Here is an 18,987-nt window from a genome sequence, read left to right on the forward strand (position 1 = left end):
TTCGCCCCCTTAGGCATGCTGGAGGCGGTGCAATCGGGAATAATGCCCTGCTTCATGTTCAAGCAACTCGGCATGCGTTCCGGCTTCCACTATCTGGCCGTGATCCATGACCAGAATGCGATTGGCATGCCGTACTGCGGATAAGCGATGCGCAATGACGATGACTGTGCGGCCCTGACAGATGGCCTGCATATTGTTCTGAATGATGCGTTCAGATTCGTAATCGAGCGCACTGGTGGCTTCATCAAAGATCAGAATTCGCGGCTGGGACATCAGTGCGCGCGCAATCGCGATGCGCTGGCGCTGGCCACCCGACAGGCTCGAGCCATGTTCACCAACCACGGTGTCGTAGGCTTCGGGCAATTCAAGGATAAATTCATGCGCCCCCGCCAGCTTGGCGGCGCCCATGACCTGCTCCAATGGCGCGCCGGGATCAGCGAGCGCGATGTTCTCCCGCAGCGTCCGATTGAACAACACGTTCTCCTGCAACACGACGCCGATCTGGCGACGCAGGCTGGACGCATCGATCAGGGTAAGATCCAGGCCGTCGACCAGCACTCGACCACGTTCCGGTACATACAGGCGCTGGATCAGCTTGGTCAATGTGCTCTTGCCGGAACCGGAGCGCCCGACAATGCCGATGACTTCACCTGGCTGGATATCGAGACTGATGCCGTTGAGCACTTCAGGGCTGTCCGGGCGATAGCGGAAATGCACTTTATCGAACGTGATGCGGCCAGCAATCGGCGGCAGACTGCTCTTGGTGCCCGCACCTTCAGTCGGTGCGTTGAGAATATCCCCCAAGCGCTGAACCGAAATACCGGTCTGCTGGAAATCTGTCCATAGTTGCGCAAGTCGCATGATCGGCTGCGCGACCCGACCCGCCAGCATGTTGAATGCCACCAACTGGCCAACAGTGAGCCGGCCATCGATTACCAGCTTGGCGCCCAGCCATAAGGTCCCAACCGTAACAAGTTTGCCGATAAGGTTCGTACTTTCGCGTGCCAGCGTGGCAAGGGTTGCAGATTTGAACCCCGCCGAGACATAGCCCGCCAACTGGTTGTCCCAACGGCGCTGCATCTGCGGTTCCACCGCCATACTTTTCAGCGTGTCGATTCCGGACACGGCCTCGACCAGGAAAGCCTGGCTCTCGGCGCCGCGGTTGAACTTCTCGTGCAAGCGCGCGCGCAAAAGCGGGGTGACCAGCATGGCAACCACAAAATAGAGCGGCAACGAGGCCAGCACCACCAACGTTAGCCAGCCACTGTAAAACAGCATCACGCCGATGAAGACAACAGTGAACAACACATCCAGCACGACCGTGATCGAATTCCCGGTAAGGAAGGCGCGGATGTTCTCCAGTTCCCTGACACGGGCAACTGAATCGCCTACGCGCCGCGCCTGGAAGTAACCTAGTGGCAAATGAAGCAGATGACGGAACAGTCGCGCGCCCAGTTCCACGTCGATGCGGCTGGTGGTGTGGGCGAATACGTAGCTTCTGAGGCCCGACAACACCACTTCGAAGACCGACACCACGAGCAGGCCGACGGCGATGACATTCAGCGTGGTCAACCCGTGATGCACCAGCACCTTGTCCATCACAACCTGGAAAAACAGCGGCGTAACAAGGGCAAAAAGATTCAGCACAAATGACACGAGCAGTACTTCGCCCAGGAGCTTGCGGTACTTGACGACGGCTGGGATGAACCAGGAAAAGTCGAATTTTGCGATCTCGCCGACCGTGGAAGCCCGCGAGGCAAACAGGATGAGTCTACCGTTCCAACGTGCCAGCAACTCTGCACGCGACACCACCTGTGGTCGCTCCGCCTTGGGGTCGTGGATCAAGGCCTTCTCTGCATCGAAGCGCGCAAGAATGAAATAACTACCTGTGCTATCCACTGCCATGGCAGGCAGCGGTGTCCGGTCAAGGCGATCCAGGGATGTCTTGACTGCTTTGGCCTGCAAGCCAATGTGCTTGGCGGCAAGCAGTATTTCGGTCTCACCAAAGACTTCACCGGATGGCTTGAACTGATGTGCCAGTTGCTCAGGGTCACTGGCGACCTGATGAAAACGCGCCAGCATGACCAGACAAGTCAGGCCGGTATCATCCGAATGGATTGGAGATGTTGGTTCTGTCGGCATGGATATCGAGTCCGGATGTTCCCCACCTCTTCCCCTATCCTGTCTGGACAGCAGCAGGATAGGGAAGAGCCTAGAAAGGAAATAACCGTTACTGCCAGTTGGCCGCGATCAGGGGAGCCAAGCTAGCCTGGTAATCCGCAGGCAAAGTGGTTTGCCCGGCTGCCGGAGGCGCGAAGCTGGCCATGGCATTCACCAGGTTCTGCACATTGCCGTCGAGCAGCGTCTGGGCCCCATCGGTAGTCTGGAACTGCTCGACATGATGATCGGAGCCCAGATACCAATCATTGATCACCAGTTTGTCGGTCGTTCCGATGATGCCTGCCTCCAGATCGTTACCTACCTGCTGGAACCAGATCTGGTCTGCGCTTACGCCCGACATGAACTTGGCCACGTCAGTGTTGCCAAGGGTGGCGTCGTTCTCGACTACACGATCAACCCCGGAGCCACGGCCAACTGTATAGATATCGTTGCCCCGTTCCCCAATCAGAGTGTCATCACCACCCCAACCGTTCAATGTGTCATCCCCTGCGCCACCATCCAATATGTCGGCACCATAGGATCCCGAAAGCATGTTGTTCAGGTCGTTACCCATGAGGTTCCCGGCCCAGAACGTGCGGTAACCGTTCTCAACATTGGCTGCCAACGTGTACGCCACCGATCCGAAGACGTAAACCATGTCCACACCTTCGGCCGCGTTCTCCGTGACGATGTCGCCGGCATTGTCCACGTAATACCTGTCGTTCCCTTCACCACCAATCAACGAATCCGCGCCTGCGTCACCCCACAGCAAGTCATTTCCGGCCAGCCCGATCAGCGTGTCGCTGCCCCTGCTCCCGTAAAGGTAGTTGTCCGATGCGTTGCCTGTTGTCGTCCAGTTGCCATTGCCATACCGATAGGCAAATTCAATGTCAGTTCCGAGGACGTAATTCCCATCCAGATACAGTTCGACACTGTCGCTGCCTCCGGCTGCATTTTCGACAACGACGTCACCCGCGTTGTCGACAACGTAATCGTCGTCGCCGGCTCCGCCAATCATGGTGTCTGCTCCGGCACCTCCGTCCAAATAATCGTTGCCAGCTCCAGTCGAAAGGACGTTAGTCGCGCCGTTTCCTACAAGATTATTGTCGAGATCGTTGCCGGTTCCATTGATGGCGGAAATGCCCGTGAGCGTGAGGCTTTCGACGTTGGCGCCCAGCGTGTAGCTGATCGAACTCTCGACCGTATCCCAGCCTTCGTTGACGTTTTCCGAAGGGCTATCACCGGTACTATCGATAACGTAGGTGTCATTGCCTTGGCCACCATACAAGAAATCGTTTCCCGTCCCACCATCGAGTCGATCATTCCCCGCATAGCCGATCAGCGTGTCAGCCCCTGCGTCGCCATGGAGAACGTTGTTGCCGGCGTTACCCATCAGAAGATTGTTCAGGCTGTTGCCGGTGCCATCGAGCGCAGCCGTGCCAAGCAATCCCAGGTTTTCCAGGTTTTCGCCCAGGGTATAACTGATGCTGCTGCGAACGGTGTCAACGCCCTCGTTCGGCCTTTCGGTCAGGACGTCACCCAGGTTATCCACCGTATAGCTGTCGTTGCCGCTGCCGCCGGACATCTGATCCGCCCCCACCCCCCCATCGAGCATATCGTTATCGCCCAAGATGAATCGCAGGGAACCGCTGGAAGCCAGCGTTTCCTGGCCCAACCGCACATTGATGCCATCCAGGGCCAGAGAACCGCTTCCGACGTCCATGAGAACGCCGTTATCGGTGGCGTTCATGGACTGATCGTTGACCTCGATCTTCTGTACATAGAGGTTGCGGTCCTGGCCAATATCCGGGCGCCATGCGTCATTGGCAAAGACCACGTCCACCTTGCCCGCCGCCATGCCGAGTTTGGCCGGATCAACCGTATAGGCAGCATAGTCCGCAGCATCGACGCTGAACGCCTGAATCAGGATGCCATCAACGTAGACCTGCATGGCAGGGTAGACATCCAGCACGGGGGTTCCGCGGGCGTAGATCACCAAGCTGCTTATGGTCGTGCTTGTCGGCGCGCCGCTTGGGCCACCCTTGAGGATATCGTCGCCCGCACCTCCCTTGAGCGTATTGCTTGCACCGTTTCCGGTCAGAATGTTGTTCAGTTCGTTGCCTGTGCCGTCGATGACGCTGCTGTTCATCAGGGTCAGATGCTCGACGTTGGAACCCAGCGTGTAAGTGGTCAAGGCCTGGACAAGATCGATGCCCTCGCCCGCATTCTCCGTGACGATGTCGCTCCCGTTGTCGACTGTGTAGGTGTCATCACCGGTTCCGCCGATCAGAGTGTCGATGCCCTTCCCACCGTTCAGAAAGTCATTGCCGGAGCCTCCAAACAACCTGTCATTGCCTTGATTGCCAGCCAGGTTGTCACCGCCGCCATTACCGTAGACCAGGTCGTCGCCAGCACCCGCCATGACATAGTCATAGTCGTTGCCGCCAGTGATGGTGTCATTGCCGCCCTCGCCCCCGAACACCTGGTCATCACCCCAGATGACGTTCATACCAGAGCCGCCGATGATCGTGTCGTTGCCGAGCCCCCCTTCGAAGTAGCCAGAATACGAACCGCCCCACAAAATGTCGTCCCCTGCTTCGCCATACAGGGAGTTCCAGCCCGCGACATTTTCTGATATCAGGGTGTCGTTGCCCGTACCGCCATACGCCTCGTCCCCGTCGCCTGCGTAGATCGTGTCACCGCCATCCAGGCCCCACAGAACGTTGTAGCCACCGTTGCCACGCAGGACGTTGGCAAGCGCGTTGCCAGTACCCTCCAGATCCGCGGTACCGGTCAGGGTAAGGTTCTCGACGTTGAAACCCAGGGTATAGGTAATCGACGATTGAACGGTGTCGATCTCGGTCGACAGGGTAGACGTTTCGCTGACGACATCACCTTGGTCGTCCACTACGTAGGTGTCGTTGTCCAGTCCACCCACCAGCGTGTCCGCGCCCAGGCCACCATCCAGAACGTTGGCCGCACCGTTTCCTGTCAGTACGTTGGCCAGGTTATTACCCATGCCGTTAATGGCATTGTTGCCATCGAGGGTGAGGTTCTCGACGTTGGCGCTCAAAGAATATGTCACGCTGGAATGAACTGTGTCCAAACCGCCACCTTTACCAACCCAGCTATAGGAAGGCTGCTCATCCCACGCGTCGAAATAGCTGTAATAGTTGGTCAGGGACTCGATGACCTGATCGCCAGCGTCGTCAACAAAGTAAACATCGTTCCCCGCCCCGCCCTGCATGGTATCGGCACCAGCTTCACCATCCAGCACGTCTTCCTGAGCGCCCCCAAGCAGTCGGTCGCCACCTTCACCACCAAACAACTTAGTGCCGTAATTGCCGTAAGCGCTTCCCTTAGCGCCAAGTTCATTGTCGCCTGCGTCGCCGTACAGCAAGATGTTATTAGCATCCCCAGCAAGCACATAACTCTCGATGTCATGCGTGCCGAGTTCGGCGATATGAATTTCACGACCAGAATCGGATGCATCCAGATATAGATAAGCCCTGTCGTTACCCTCTCCGGCAACTTCGACAGTACGATCGTTCAAACCGATTACATACGTATCGTTTCCCGCACCCCCCGCAAGTGTGTTAGACGAAGGGTTCTGCGCGCCGACCATCAAGTTATCGATCGCGTTGCCCGTGCCGCCAATCGCGCCGGTTCCAATCAGGACCAGGCGATTTGCGACACTGTCAGCAATGTACTGGTTATTCGACGTGTAGCGTTGTGGATCGGCCAACGCATAATCAATGGCGCTTCTGATTTCATAAGGACCTTTCGAGACACTCACAATCTTGTCACCGGGATTGTCCACATAAACCGTCACCCGATCCGAGCCGTTCACTACCATTGTGTCAGCCCCTCCCCTTCCATCGAGCACATTTCCGTAGGAGCCGTTACCGGGGCTGACTAGAATATTGTCCAGATCGTTACCAATAGCCGTGCCCGGGGAATAGCTGTAGCTATAACCGATGCCGCTGTATCCGGGGGGCGTCCAGTTTGGGCCATACTTGCCCATAAACAAGTTCTCTACGTTGTCCGGGAGCGTCCCACCGCTTGGTTTGTACCAAGTATCTATCCCATCGTCGACATTCTCGACTACTTGCTCGACATTGACGTACCAATCGTTCCCGCCCCCCCCAAAAGCGGTATCCATACCGTCCTGGCCATCTAGTGTGTTGTTGCCGGAATTTCCGGTCAGCACATTGTTTAGCGCGTTCCCCACCGCATTGATGTGCAAGAAACCAGTCAAAGTCAGATTCTCAATATTGTTTGCCAGGGAGTAAGACCTGGATGCCAGTACCGTATCTATTCCGGAATCGGCCGCCTCCGTGATGGAATCCAACTCATGATCAACGATGAACGTGTCATTGCCGGCTGAGCCGGTAATGCTGTTCTGAACGCCATATTCCACTTGGCTGGCAATATCCACTGCGGTCCATACCGGCCCCATGCCTCCATCGAACTCAATACGCTCGATCTGGACATCTCCCATATCTGTCCGGAAATAATTTGCCATCCTGACTTGATCCCGGCCACCATCGATCACCAGAACCAGATCGTTAAGCGTGCGATGCAATGTGACATTTCCGGGCAGCACGCCCGCATCGAGCCTCAGCGTATCCATTCCGCCACCTGCAGCATTGGCCGTTTCGCCTATCTGATCGAATTCGTCCCCGCGACCAAACAGATAAACATCGTTGCCTTGCCCCCCAAACATGAGGTCATTCCCGGCGCCGCCATACAATACATCGTCACCCGGATCATTATTCGTGGCAGAAGTATCATCAAGCCACGCAGCGTAGCCCAGCAGACGATCATTTCCCGCCCCCCCTCGAAGCGTGTCGTTGCCTAATCCGCCCTGCACATCATCATCGCCGGCCCCTCCCTGCAAAACATCGTCGCCCGCTTTGCCATTGATGCTATCTGGCCCATCCAGGCCATCGATCACATCCGCCCCGGCAAAACCTTCCAATAGATCGTGTCCGTTGGTTGGGGCAAGCAACAGCGCCTGAATATCGGCATACGTCCACACTGTTTTATTGGAGAATTCGATTCGGTCCACTCGACGACTATCGTCCACCGACACGAAGTAATTCTTGATGTGGACATATTCAGTCTTCGGTGAGGGACCGTCTGTGTTCAGCCATTCCAGGCGCAGGCTATCCTCGACATTCCCCCAGTAATCCCATCCATACCAGCGAATCGGCTTGATATCCTCAGGCCGAATAGATTCATCGAATCGCAAAATGTCGGCATTTCCACCTTCTTCAAAGATCGTTTCCTGCCCATCGCCCCGCGAAACGAGATAAACATCATTCCCATAGCCGCCTTGAAGCGTGTCATTTCCCAAATGCCCGGTGAGGATATCGTCGCCTGAACCCCCATTGAGAATATCTGCCCCTGCGCCCCCATATAGCCGCCCTCCCTCATTACCTAGCCCAAGATAGAGGGGCGTCGCAAACTGCGTCCCAACCAGCGTTTCCAAATCCAATACGTCACCATTTGCAAACTGGATCGCTGCGCTGGTGCCATAGAAAGCATCATCAAGCTTCAACGTCTCGCCGTTGTCCAACGCAACATTGAGTTGCCTGTACTGCCCCTGGTCGCCGGTATTGACGACCGACAAACCGCCCGCCCCCAGACCGGTCGCCGTCGCCAGCACAATAGTGTCATGGCCTTCGGTATCGTTGATGACGTCTTCGCCAGTGACGTTGAGATAGGTGTCGTTGCCCGCGCCGCCGACGAGCTGGTCAACGCCCGCACCGCCATCCAGAATATCCTCGCCCAGGCCGCCATACAGTTCGTCCGCACCCGCGCCGCCTTCCAGCACGTCGTTGCCGGCTTCGCCGAACAGGCTGTCGTTCTGGTCGCCGCCCAGCAGGACGTCGTGTCCGGCTTCGCCGATCAGAATGTCGTCGCCCGTGCCGCCGCCCAACACGTCGTCGCCGTTGTTGCCTACCAGAAAATCGGCACCCGCCTCGCCAGACAGATACACGCCGCCGGCAAGTACGTAGCCCGAGGTGATTCCGTGGACCAGGCTCGTTGCAGGCGCTTCGCCGTTGGGCGCCAGGGTGGGGTGGGTGTACTTGAGCTGGAAGACGCCGCCCACGACGCTGAACTGATAGGTCCAGCCGCCGCCCAGCGCCGATGCCCCTGAAAATACGGTATTGATCGCAACGCCGCCGCCCACCTGAAAATCCAGGCTGCCGTCTGCGTTCAGCTGCTGCACGTTGTAGCCCGCGGTCCAGTGCTGGCTGACGTCGGTCCAGATGATGTCTTCGGTGATGCCGGGGATCACTCCGGATCGTAGGCCGCCGATGGTCAGGTATTCGGCGCTGGCGGCGCTGACGATGTCGTTGCCGTCGCCGCCTTTGACTTCGGCGCCATCGCCCAGGCCGGTAATGTAGTCGTTGCCGATGCCGCCTTCGATGTGATCGGCACCGAGGTTGCCCATGATCCAGTCGTCGCCGTCGCCGCCGTAAAGCTGGTCGGCGGCACTGGCGCCCCAGATCATGTCCTTGCCGGCCTGACCGTCGACTTTGCGCGAGCCGGTGTCCGTCGCATTGAGGTAGTTGCCGGTCGCGGTGCCGGTGAGTAGGGTGGGCGGGGGCGCAAAGGGCGCGCCTGCGCCCAGGGTGATTCCCAGTTCGCCATCGGCCCAGCCTTTGACGAGGACGTTGGTGTCGCCTTTGTGGATGAGGAGTCGGGTTGCGCCGTTGACGAGGCTTTTGCTGTAAACGATGTTGTTCTGGGCGTCGGCCCAGGTGTCGACGCTGAGTTGTTTCCACTTTGTGGGATCGGTCAGTCCAGCACTTCCCTTCGCTTCGACGGCGACGAACTTGATGGCGCCTACCCCGTCTCTGTCGAGTATGGTGTCGAAGCCGTCGCCGGGGTTGAGGAAGTAGGTGTCGTTGCCAGTGCCGCCGATCAGGGTGTCGTTGCCTTTGCCGCCCTTGAGCACGTCGTCGCCGGCGTTGCCGACCAGGAGGTCGCTCTTGTCGCCGCCGCTGAGGCTGTCGGCGCCTGCCCCGCCGAGCATGAAGTCGCCGCGGTTCAGGGTGTCGGCGGCGGTCATGCCGTTGACTCCAGCCTGGACGAACCAGTCGCGCAGGGAGGGCAGTTGGGACAGGATCAGCTGATCTTCTGCGGCGGTGAAGTTGACATCGTTTACGTCGAGGTTGTTGTCGAAGAAATACTTCAGGTAAAGGTCAAAGCCTTTGGCATCGGTCAGGTTGAGTGTTGCATTTCGGCTCAGGGCATCTGCAAACTTTCCAGAGACGTCGGCCATGTCGAAGCGGATGCCGCCTGAACCGCCCTCGGTGGCAAGGTCGGTGAAGAGTTCCTTTTTGTAGCCTGCGCTGGACTGGGTTTCTTCGTAATACTTTTGCATGGCGAACGCGCCCAGGGCGCGACTCACCCAGGTCGAATTCGAGTTGCCGTCTTTCAGGGTCATGCCGCTGTCCTGGGCGAGTTTCCACAGGTCGCGGGTGAGGCGGTCCACCATCTGGTCGGCGGGAAGGGTGGTAGTCCCCGTTGCCGGGTCGCGCACGCCGGCTTCGTGTTGGATAAGGCGTTCGAGGAGGTTCTCCTTGTTCGTGTTCGGATCTGTGTCAGTCGTAAACAGATTCTTGTCAAACAGCATCGCCAGCAGGTCAGTGAGTTTGTAGGTAACGTCGTTCAATGCCTTTCCTGTTGCTGCGGTCTGCTGGCTTTGCAGGAAGGCGCTCAGCAAGGCTATGGAATGAAGTTCAGTTCCGGATAGGCTGGTTGGCCCGTGTTTCAGCAATGTGGCGGGGGTGCCGATGGGACTCAAGGTGCTGAGCGGCGCTTCCGAGAGGAATTCGCCGTCGACGCGGATGTTGCTGATGAGGCCCGAATTGGGGATGCCGCCGTTGGCTTGCTGCTGGGTGATGAAATTGGTGAGGCCGGACAACTGGGCTGCAGTGTAGAGCGGCGCCCCGCTGGCGGCTTTTTCTGCGGACAGGTAATTCAGGAGGGACTGCGCTTGAAACAGGGCGGTCTGGGCGAACGGGGCCTGGTCGAAGGTGACGGCAGTCTCGCCGAAGAAGACGCCGATCAAGGCGGCAAGCCCGCCGCCGAGGCTGTGGCCGGTCAGGGTGATCTGGGCGCCAGGGTTGGCGGCCTTGACTTGCAGGTAGTAGTCGGCGGCTTGTAAAAGCTGGACGGAGCCGGTGCCCGCGCCGAGGCCGATGTCGGCCGCAATGTCTCCGGTGAGGTCTTTTTCGTAGGTGCCGGCGTAGGAGATGACGATTTCGGTGCTAGTTGCAATAGTAGTGCCGTTGCCAAAAGTGGCGGCCTCGAATCCGGATGTGTTGTCTTGAGGATTCCGAGAAACTAAATTCCACCCAGTTGGTATCGGAAAGCGATTAATAGGTAAACGGGTGTCAATATAAGAAGCGCCAGCCATCAATGCGTAATCAATTATCGTTGCCATGATTTATCCCCTGAATAATTGGATTCTGAAATGAGCGACCTTTACTTTGTCTTTCTATCAACCATGCCACGAGCTACCGGATCATTCGGCATAATCCAATACCCCTTGTATCTAATAAGTTCTTCGCAGTCGGTAATACTGATCCCGTTCTTACCTTTTATCGCCTCCCTCAGAATGCTGCGGAATTCGGGTTGGGTGAGATCGCTATTGGCATGCTGAACCATTACTGCCGTTACAAAACCCTCGCCAAGTTTTTCCACCTCGTTGTCAGGTGAAGAGAAAATCAAGTTGGGGGTTTTAATTTCGGCAGGCAGCTCTTGCAGCGGGATGCGCTGCCATGTTTTGTTGTCGTATTTGAAAACAACGTAAGGCGGATTCGGTCGTCCCCATTTGTTGTAAGACAAGCAGCCAACCGGGGCGGTAACCAGATATGCCGTTCTCCTGGATATATCGAGCAGCAACGGCTGAAAGTCGGCAAGACCAATATCTTCGCTGTACTGGCTTTTCCATGTCACGCTTTCGTTTGTACTAGGAAGAATGAAGTCCAGGTTCTGATCTTTGATCGGTGGCTGTTGTCCGATCTCGTGCCGACCGCCTCGTTCAACTGAACGCTGAACAACGATCTTGCTGCCGTCATGCAGCAGCACTTCCTCTTTCCAGCTTGTGCCGCCCATCGCGCACGCGCTCATACTACTGCCCAGGATCATCAGCAAAATCGCCATTGCCCAGCGCTTCATCGTTGTCCTCGTTTTCATGCTGCAAGCCTCCGTTCCACGTCATTGCCAACCAGCAGGTCGCTCTTGTCGCCGCCGCTGAGGCTGTCGGCGCCTGCCCCGCCGAGCATGAAGTCGCCGCGGTTCAGGGTGTCGGTGGCGGTCATGCCGCCGGTGCCCGCCTGGACGAACCAGTCGCGCAGTTGGGGCAGCAGGGATCTGATGAGCGCCTGTTCTTCGACGCTGAAGTTGTTGGTGCTGTCCAGGTAGTATTTGAAATACTGGGCATACCCCTTGACGGCATTCAGATCGGCCGAGCGCCCCGAATCAAGCGCTGTCTTCACGCTCGGCGAAACGTCGGCGAGGTCGAACTGCAGGCCACCGCCGATCGCGCTGTACAGCTCCTTCGCCGGGTCGATGGCCTTGGGGGTGTCCTGGTAGTAGAACTGCATAGCGAAAGCAGTGAGGGCCTTGCTGACTTCGTTGAGGTCGGCGTTGGAGGGGTTGTTGTCGTGCAGGGTGAGGCCGCCGTCCTGGGCGAGTTTCCAGAGGTCGCGGGTGAAGCGGTCGAGCATCTGGTCGGCTGCAAGGGTGGTTACGCCTGTTTCGGGATCGTGCACCCCGGCTTCGTGTTGGACAAGACGTTCGAGGAGGTTCACGTTCTTGTCGTTGTTTTTGTCAGTCGAATACGCAAACAGATTCTTGTCGAACATCATCTTCAGTAAATCGGGCAACTTGAAGGTCACGTCGTTCAATGCCTTTCCTGTTGTTGCGGTCTGCCGGCTTTGCAGGAAGGCAGTCAGCAGGGTCTGAGAGTGCAAATCCAGGCCGGATACGCCGGCATTGCTATCGAGTATGTCGGCTTGCGATCCGATCCGGTTGGATGACGGCACCCCAAACCATGAGGAAAGGAATTCTCCTTGCGTGTTGATGTTGGTGACTTGCCCGCTCCGGCTGGCGAGGGTGTCCGCCGGGTTCGGGTTGGCGTTGAACGGATCGGAGGCGGCGATAAAGGCATCCAGCGTCGCTAGCCCGCTGACAGGGGCGTGGTTCGCAAGATAGGCGCGCCAGTCGATGGCGACGGAACGGGGGATGATATTGCCGGTGGCGAGGTCGGTAGTAGTAAACGTCTTGGCGGAATTGAGGAAGGGGGCCTGGTCGAACGTATAGGCGCCTTCTCCGAACATGACCGCCATCAAGGAGGCCAGCCCGCCGCCAAGCGAATGGCCGGTGAAGGTGATGGCGGCATTGGAGTTGAGTGCCTTGACTTCCAGATAGTAATCCGCGGCCCGCTTGAGTTGGTCGGACAATGTCCCCGCCGCCAACACGAGGTCAGCCGCGATGTCTCCGGCTATGTCGCCTGGGTCGGTGCCGGCGAAAGAGATGACGATGTTCGCCCCTTGTTGAAAGGTAGTTGCCTCGAACCCACTATCCGGATCAGTTTTGCGTAAATCCGTTATCTCAGTCCAGCCTTGCGGGGCAGGGAATCGGTTTATTGCCGAACGGGTGGAAATGTAAGAAGCACCGGCCATCAACGCGTATTCGATCGCAGTAGTCATGATTATTTCGGTCCCTTGAATAATCTGTTGCATGGACAATTTTGTTGGTTTACATCTTTTCGATCACAGTATTTCAAGCATGCTTCGTAAGAAGCCTGGAACCTGAAGAAGCCCAAGCCCTCCCACCCATCATTCACCTTAATCATTTCGGTACACCCAGCCTCTGCCCCCTTCACCGCCTCACGCACAATGGTTTTGAATTCGGGCTGACGATATCCCTCGTTTTCTTCCCGGATGACTGCCGCCGGCACAACGCCGTCTTTTGCACTTTTTTCCGCCACGTCGTCAGGGGAAGAATGCAGCATGTTGGGCAGCTTGATTTCACCTGGAAGCGCTTGGAGCGGAATACGCTGCCATGCTTTGCCGTCGTATTTGAAGGTGACGTAAGGCGGGTTCGGCCTGCCCCACTTGTTGTAGGACAGGCACCCTGCAGGCGTAGCCAGCAAATAAGGCGTGCCTTGCACTATGTCCAGCAGCATCAGGTTGAAATTGGCACCGCTCACGTCTTCGCTGAATTCGTCTTTCCAGACAACTCGCTTATTTGTTCCGGGCATCGTGAGACTTACGCTCTGATCGCCAATGGGTGGGCGTTGCCCTATCTCATGCCGGCCATGCCGCTTGGTGGTACGTTCCACGATGATCGTGCTCCCATCATGCAAGAGCACTTCCTCTTTCCAGCTTGTGCCGCCCATCGCGCACGCGCGCGTGCCGCCTCCCAGAACCATCAGCAAAATCGCTGCTATCCATTGATCGATCGTTGATCTTTTCTTCATGCCGCGTTCCTCCATTCGTTGTCGTTGCCCGCCTCGCCCGACAGATAGACAAGCGCATAGCCCGAATAAATTTCATGGCTGAGGCTCGTTGCGGGTGCTTCGCCATTCGGCGCCAGGGTGGGCTAGTAGTACTTGAGCTAGAAGACGCCGCCGGAGACGCTGAATTGATAAGTCCAGCCGCCCCCCAGCGCCGACGCCCCCGAAAATACGGTATTGATCGCAACGCCACCGCCAACCCGAAAATCCAGACTGCCGTCCGGGTTCAACTGCTGGACGTTGTAGCCGGTCGTCCAGTGCTGGCTGACGTCGCTCCAGATGATGTCTTCGGTGATGACGTAGGGCGTACCTTTCAATACATGCAGCGCCAGTAGGTGCAAATTGCCACGGCCCACGTCCTGGCTGTATTCGCTTTCCCATTCGATGGTTTGACCGGAACCCGGCAAAGCGAATGCCAGTCGGTATTCGCTGATCGGGGTACCCTGCCCGATCTCGCCACGTCCGCCATAACTCTGCGAGCGCTCGACAACGACCGTGTTGCCGTCGTATTGCAGCGCTTCCTCTTTCCAGCGATCACGGCCGAGCAGCCCGGTCGCGCATGCACTTAGGCCCATTCCGAGCATCATCAACAAACCGCAAAGCAACCCGACCCTGATCGATGCTCTGTTCATCGCCAGCCCCCGGTCGCAATGAATCGCCGCGCCACGTGTTCCCGTGGCGCACGCGCGGCAATGACGTGGTTCGACACCATGCATTTCCTCCCCTTCTTCTTCTGTTTTTCTGTTATCCGGCCGACATTGCATCGGCTAGCTTGCTCGAACTGTGACGCTCCGGCTGAAACGCTGTCCATACGACTTTAGTCGTAGGAGTAGGCAAGCCAATGATTTATCGATGAATTTATTTTGACTGCGCCGCTATTCTGGCGAGACGAGGTAAAAGCGAGAGCGCGCATCACGCTGCGCATCCGCCTCGAACGATTAGAACGTCGATCCACTGGCAAGCGTCATCGTCGACACGCGACGGCCACGTCAAGCAGGAGCGCACTGCCATCCAACAATGGCAGGTAAACACATTGCGCGTGGAACGTCCTTCCCGCGCCGACTCAAGGAGGTATTCCCCTGCGGGCACCGCTGTCGCAGCACCGCTTGGGTCTCATCTTTAATGGGTAAGCCGGCGCCGCACGCCGGAGGCGTCAGCCTTCCCTGCGCAGCCGCGCCGCAGTCTGGGGCTTGCGCCGTTCGAAATAGCGCAGGGCGTGATAGGTGCCGAAGCCGAGCGCGGCCATGGCGAGGGTGAAGGCGCCGTAGGAGACGGGCCAGGGGATGCCGGAGGTCATCATCGAGAATTCCGACATGCCGCCGATGCCGGCGATGATGTTGATCGGCACGAACACCACCGAGATCGCGGTCAGCTTGGACACGCGCTTGTTCTGGTTGATGTTGATGAAGCCGACGGTGGCGTCCATCAGGAAGTTGATCTTGTTGAAGAGGAAGGACGTGTGTCCGTCCAGCGATTCGATGTCGCGCAGGATCTGGCGCGTGTCCTCGTGCTGGTCGGGCGTCAGCAGGCGCCCGCGCATCAAGAAGGAGAGCGCGCGGCGGGTGTCGAGCACGTTGCGGCGGATGCGGCCGTTGAGGTCTTCGCCCTTGGCGATCTCGGACAGGATCTCGGCGGCTTCGTCGTCGGTGACCTGCGGCGAAAGCACCTGGCGGCCGACGCGCTCGAGCTCGGCGTAGATGTCCTCGAGCGCGTCGGCCGAGTATTCGACGTCGGCACCGTAGAGGTCGAGCATGACATCCTTGCCGTCCGACACGTAGCCCGGCTGGGTCCGCGCACGCAGGCGCTGCAGGCGGAAGGCCGGCAGTTCCTCGTTGCGCACCGAGAACAGGATGTTGCGGTGCAGGATGAAGGACACCGCGACGTTGCGCGACTCGCCCTCCTTCGCCAGCAGGAAGTCCGAGCGCATGTGGACGGCGTCGTTGTCGTCGACGAAGAAGCGCGCGCTCTCCTCGATGTCGGTGACGTCTTCGGGGTCGGGCAGGTAGACCTGGAAGAACTCGCCCACCCAGGCGCGCACGCTGGCGGAGGGCGCGACGAGGTCGACCCAGATCGGATTGACGTGGGCAAGGTCGGCGCGGCTGCCGATGCGCACCTGCGCGAGGCGCCCGTTCTTCAGCTCGAAGGCGGACAGCATGTTGCGCGCGCTGGGCAGCGGCCGCGCTTCGACGAGCTCGGCGCGCACCGGGTCGGACACCCGTTCGAGCACCGATTCGCAGCGGCTTTCCTCGACTTCCTGCCAGGCCGCGACGCGGTCCTCCTCGGGCAGCGCCTCGAGGACGCGGGCGATCTCCGCGACCGAGAGACGCCGCAGCAGGCTGTTGAGCTCGGCCATGTGCTGGCGGTGGACGAGGTCCTCGACGAGCTCGTGGCGCGGCGTGTCCTGCTTCTGCACCAGCACCTCGACGCGCCGCTGGCGGGCGAGCAGCAGCTGCACCTCGGAGAGGTGCTGCTCGAACTGGTCCTCCGCGTGCGGGCGCTCGTCGACGGTCTCGGTCATGGGCGCGTATTCTACGCCAGCGGCTGCGTCGGGGCACGGCCGCGCGGTACAATCGCGAGGCCTTCCGACCTTTTCCCATGACCCAGAAACGCGCGATTCCGACCCGACCCGCTCCGGCCTGCGACCGGCGCACCGACGCGCCGCACCGCCACGCGGTGGCCGCGCGATGAAGCACGCCGACCCGAGCCACGCGCTCTACGTCCGCCTGCTCGGCTATGTGAAGCCGTACTGGCGCATGTTCGCGCTGTCGATCGTCGCGCTGATCCTCACCGCGGCGACCGAGCCGGCCCTGCCGGCACTGTTCAAGCCGCTGCTCGACAAGGGCTTCGTCGCCAAGGACCAGGCCTTCATCCGCTGGATCCCGATCCTGCTGCTGCTGCTGTTCCTGGCGCGCGGCCTCACCAGCTTCGTCAGCACCTACTGCATGGCCTGGGTGGGCAGCCGCCTGGTGATGGACCTGCGCGCGGCGATGTTCGACAAGCTGATGACGCTGCCGACGCGCTACTTCGACCAGAATCCGAGCGGCCAGCTGATCGCTCAGCTGGCGTTCAACGTCACCCAGGTGACGCAGTCGGCGACCAGCTCGCTCACCACGCTGGTGCGCGACACCGTCACGGTGGCCGGCCTGCTCGGCTACCTGGTCTGGCTCAACTGGCGGCTGACGCTGATCGTGTTCGCGCTGGTGCCGCTGACGCTGTGGGTCGTGCGCGTGGCAAGCCGGCGCCTGCGCGGGCTGTCGCGCAAGGCGCAGCAGAACATCGGCGACCTCACCCAGGTGGTCGACGAGGCGGTCGGCGGCCATCGCGTGGTCAAGCTCTACGGCGGCGAGGAATACGAACAGACGCGCTTCCGCGAGGCGGCCAACCTGGCGCGGCGATTCGAGATGAAGCGGGTCGCCGCCAACGCGGTGTACGAGCCGGTGATCCAGCTGATCGCCGCCGTCGCGCTGGCGATCATCGTGTTCATCGCGGCGGGGCAGGCTTCCAGCGACACGACGACGGTGGGCGGCTTCGTCGCCTTCTTCATGGCGATGCTGATGCTGTTCGCGCCGCTCAAGCGGCTCACCAGCGTCAATGACCAGCTGCAGCGCGGGCTGGCGGCGGCCGAGACGATCTTCACCATGCTCGACGAGGAGGCCGAGCGCGACAATGGCAGCCGCACGCTCGAGCGCATCGAGGGCCGCCTGGCGCTGCGCGACGTGGCGCTGACCTACCCGGGCAAGACCGCGCCGGCGCTCGCCGGCGTGTCGCTCGACATCGCGCCCGGCGAGACGGTGGCGCTGGTCGGCACCTCGGGCTCGGGCAAGACCACGCTGGCGAACCTGGTGCCGCGCTTCTACGACCCCGACCGCGGCACGATCGAACTCGACGGCATCGACATCCGCGACATCCGCCTGCAAAGCCTGCGCAGCCATATCGCGCTGGTGTCGCAGGACGTGGTGCTGTTCAACGACACGCTGGCGCACAACATCGCCTACGGCAGCAAGCGCGACGCCACCCCCGACGCGATCCGGGCGGCGTGCGTCGCCGCGCACGCGTGGGAATTCATCGAAGCGCTGCCGGAGGGCCTGGACACGCTGATCGGCGAGAACGGCATGCGCCTGTCGGGCGGGCAGCGCCAGCGAATTGCAATCGCGCGCGCGATCCTGAAGAACGCGCCGATCCTGATCCTCGACGAGGCGACCTCCGCGCTCGACAACGTCTCCGAGCGTCACGTGCAGGCCGCGCTGGAGACGCTGATGCAGAATCGCACGACGCTGGTCATCGCGCACCGGCTGTCGACCATCGAGCGCGCCGACCGCATCGTGGTGATGGAGTCCGGCCGCATCGTCGAGATCGGCACCCACGCCGACCTCCTTGCCCGCCAGGGCCGCTACGCGCAGCTGCACGCGATGCAGTTCTCCGCATGAGCGACGACCTGAACTTCAGCGCCGTTCGCCCTGAGCTCGTCGAAGGGCAAGCCTCCGGTCCGCCCGCCTGGGTCAAGCCCTCGCGCTCGCTCGTGACCGCCGCCGGCCGCGCGATCGGCGACTTCAGCATGATCCGCGACGGCGACCGCATCCTGCTCGGCCTGTCGGGCGGCAAGGATTCGCTGTCGCTGCTGCACACGCTGCATCACCTGCAGCAGAAAGCGCCGGTGAAATTCGAGCTGCTCGCGTGCACGGTCGACCCGCAGTCCGACCAGTTCGACCCGTCGCCGCTCAAGCCCTACCTGGCTGCGCTCGGCGTGCGCTACATCCTCGAGTCGCAGCCGATCGTCCAGGAAGCGCAGAAGACGCTGACCAAGGACAGCGACTCCTACTGCGCCTACTGCTCGCGGATGCGCCGCGGCATCCTCTACCGCGTCGCGCGCGAGCAGGGCTGCAACGTGATCGCGCTGGCGCAGCATCTCGACGATCTCGCCGAGACGCTGATGATGTCGATGTTCTTCGGCGGCAAGTTGAGGACGATGTCGCCGCACTATCTGAACGACGCCGGCGACCTGCGCATCATCCGCCCGTTCGCCTACGCGCGCGAGCGCCAGACCCGCGCCTTCGCCCACGATGCCGGCCTGCCGGTGATCTTCGAGAACTGCCCGGCATGCTTCGCCAAGCCGCAGCAGCGCTACGCGATGAAGCAGATGCTCGCCGAGCAGGAGAAAGTGCATCCGCGCATCTTCAACAGCCTGCTCACCGCGATGCGGCCCTTGATGGGCGAACCGCCCGCCTGATTCCTGTGCCGGGCGTTTGCCCGTAGAATCAACTGTTTGTTTTCGTTGATATTTT

The 18,987-nt window shown here is 59.8% G+C and carries 9 protein-coding genes; 2 read left to right on the forward strand and 7 right to left on the reverse strand.

Annotation, left to right across the window (positions count from 1 at the left end; all coding sequences use genetic code 11):
• Positions 1 to 9: 9 nt before the first annotated feature.
• From VA613_RS13375 to VA613_RS13405, 7 genes are all read right to left on the reverse strand, one after another.
• On the reverse strand, positions 10 to 2,142 hold the full coding sequence (locus tag VA613_RS13375) for a type I secretion system permease/ATPase (protein ID WP_324779515.1): 2,133 nt from the start codon (positions 2,140 to 2,142) through the stop codon (positions 10 to 12).
• A gap of 88 nt (positions 2,143 to 2,230) precedes the next feature.
• On the reverse strand, positions 2,231 to 10,624 hold the full coding sequence (locus VA613_RS13380; protein WP_324779516.1) for a calcium-binding protein: 8,394 nt from the start codon (positions 10,622 to 10,624) through the stop codon (positions 2,231 to 2,233).
• Between the two features lie 41 nt (positions 10,625 to 10,665).
• A complete protein-coding gene (locus tag VA613_RS13385; RefSeq protein ID WP_324779517.1) occupies positions 10,666 to 11,361 on the reverse strand; it encodes a hypothetical protein in 696 nt (231 codons plus the stop codon).
• A gap of 14 nt (positions 11,362 to 11,375) precedes the next feature.
• Positions 11,376 to 12,896, reverse strand: coding sequence for a lipase family protein (locus VA613_RS13390; RefSeq protein ID WP_324779518.1), 1,521 nt, complete (start codon positions 12,894 to 12,896; stop codon positions 11,376 to 11,378).
• A 2-nt stretch (positions 12,897 to 12,898) separates the two neighbouring features.
• A complete protein-coding gene (locus VA613_RS13395) occupies positions 12,899 to 13,669 on the reverse strand; it encodes a hypothetical protein (RefSeq protein WP_324779519.1) in 771 nt (256 codons plus the stop codon).
• Positions 13,670 to 13,806: 137 nt separating this feature from the next.
• On the reverse strand, positions 13,807 to 14,421 hold the full coding sequence (locus tag VA613_RS13400) for a hypothetical protein (RefSeq protein WP_324779520.1): 615 nt from the start codon (positions 14,419 to 14,421) through the stop codon (positions 13,807 to 13,809).
• A gap of 437 nt (positions 14,422 to 14,858) precedes the next feature.
• Positions 14,859 to 16,223 (reverse strand): magnesium and cobalt transport protein CorA, encoded by a 1,365-nt coding sequence (locus tag VA613_RS13405; protein WP_324779521.1) that lies wholly within the window; start codon positions 16,221 to 16,223, stop codon positions 14,859 to 14,861.
• 166 nt (positions 16,224 to 16,389) lie between these two features.
• On the opposite strand from VA613_RS13405, the gene msbA reads away from it, so the two are divergent.
• Together msbA and VA613_RS13415 are read left to right on the forward strand one after the other, a co-directional pair.
• The gene (msbA, locus tag VA613_RS13410; protein ID WP_324779522.1) at positions 16,390 to 18,132 is read left to right on the forward strand and encodes a lipid A export permease/ATP-binding protein MsbA; all 1,743 of its coding nucleotides are present in this window, start codon (positions 16,390 to 16,392) and stop codon (positions 18,130 to 18,132) included.
• The gene (locus VA613_RS13415; RefSeq protein WP_324779523.1) at positions 18,129 to 18,932 is read left to right on the forward strand and encodes an ATP-binding protein; all 804 of its coding nucleotides are present in this window, start codon (positions 18,129 to 18,131) and stop codon (positions 18,930 to 18,932) included. The genes msbA and VA613_RS13415 overlap by 4 nt, the downstream gene beginning before the upstream one ends.
• The last annotated feature ends 55 nt before the right edge of the window (positions 18,933 to 18,987 follow it).

This window comes from Thiobacillus sp. SCUT-2 (assembly GCF_035621355.1).
GTDB lineage: Bacteria > Pseudomonadota > Gammaproteobacteria > Burkholderiales > Thiobacillaceae > Thiobacillus > Thiobacillus sedimenti.

Bases quoted from the DNA above. Each gene is read 5' to 3' on its own strand.
- VA613_RS13375 (WP_324779515.1), bottom strand. From the start codon at position 2,142: ATGCCGACAGAACCAACATCTCCAATCCATTCGGATGATACCGGCCTG.
- VA613_RS13380 (WP_324779516.1), bottom strand. From the start codon at position 10,624: ATGGCAACGATAATTGATTACGCATTGATGGCTGGCGCTTCTTATATT.
- VA613_RS13385 (WP_324779517.1), bottom strand. From the start codon at position 11,361: ATGAAGCGCTGGGCAATGGCGATTTTGCTGATGATCCTGGGCAGTAGT.
- VA613_RS13390 (WP_324779518.1), bottom strand. From the start codon at position 12,896: ATGACTACTGCGATCGAATACGCGTTGATGGCCGGTGCTTCTTACATT.
- VA613_RS13395 (WP_324779519.1), bottom strand. From the start codon at position 13,669: ATGAAGAAAAGATCAACGATCGATCAATGGATAGCAGCGATTTTGCTG.
- VA613_RS13400 (WP_324779520.1), bottom strand. From the start codon at position 14,421: ATGCATGGTGTCGAACCACGTCATTGCCGCGCGTGCGCCACGGGAACA.
- VA613_RS13405 (WP_324779521.1), bottom strand. From the start codon at position 16,223: ATGACCGAGACCGTCGACGAGCGCCCGCACGCGGAGGACCAGTTCGAG.
- msbA (WP_324779522.1), top strand. From the start codon at position 16,390: ATGAAGCACGCCGACCCGAGCCACGCGCTCTACGTCCGCCTGCTCGGC.
- VA613_RS13415 (WP_324779523.1), top strand. From the start codon at position 18,129: ATGAGCGACGACCTGAACTTCAGCGCCGTTCGCCCTGAGCTCGTCGAA.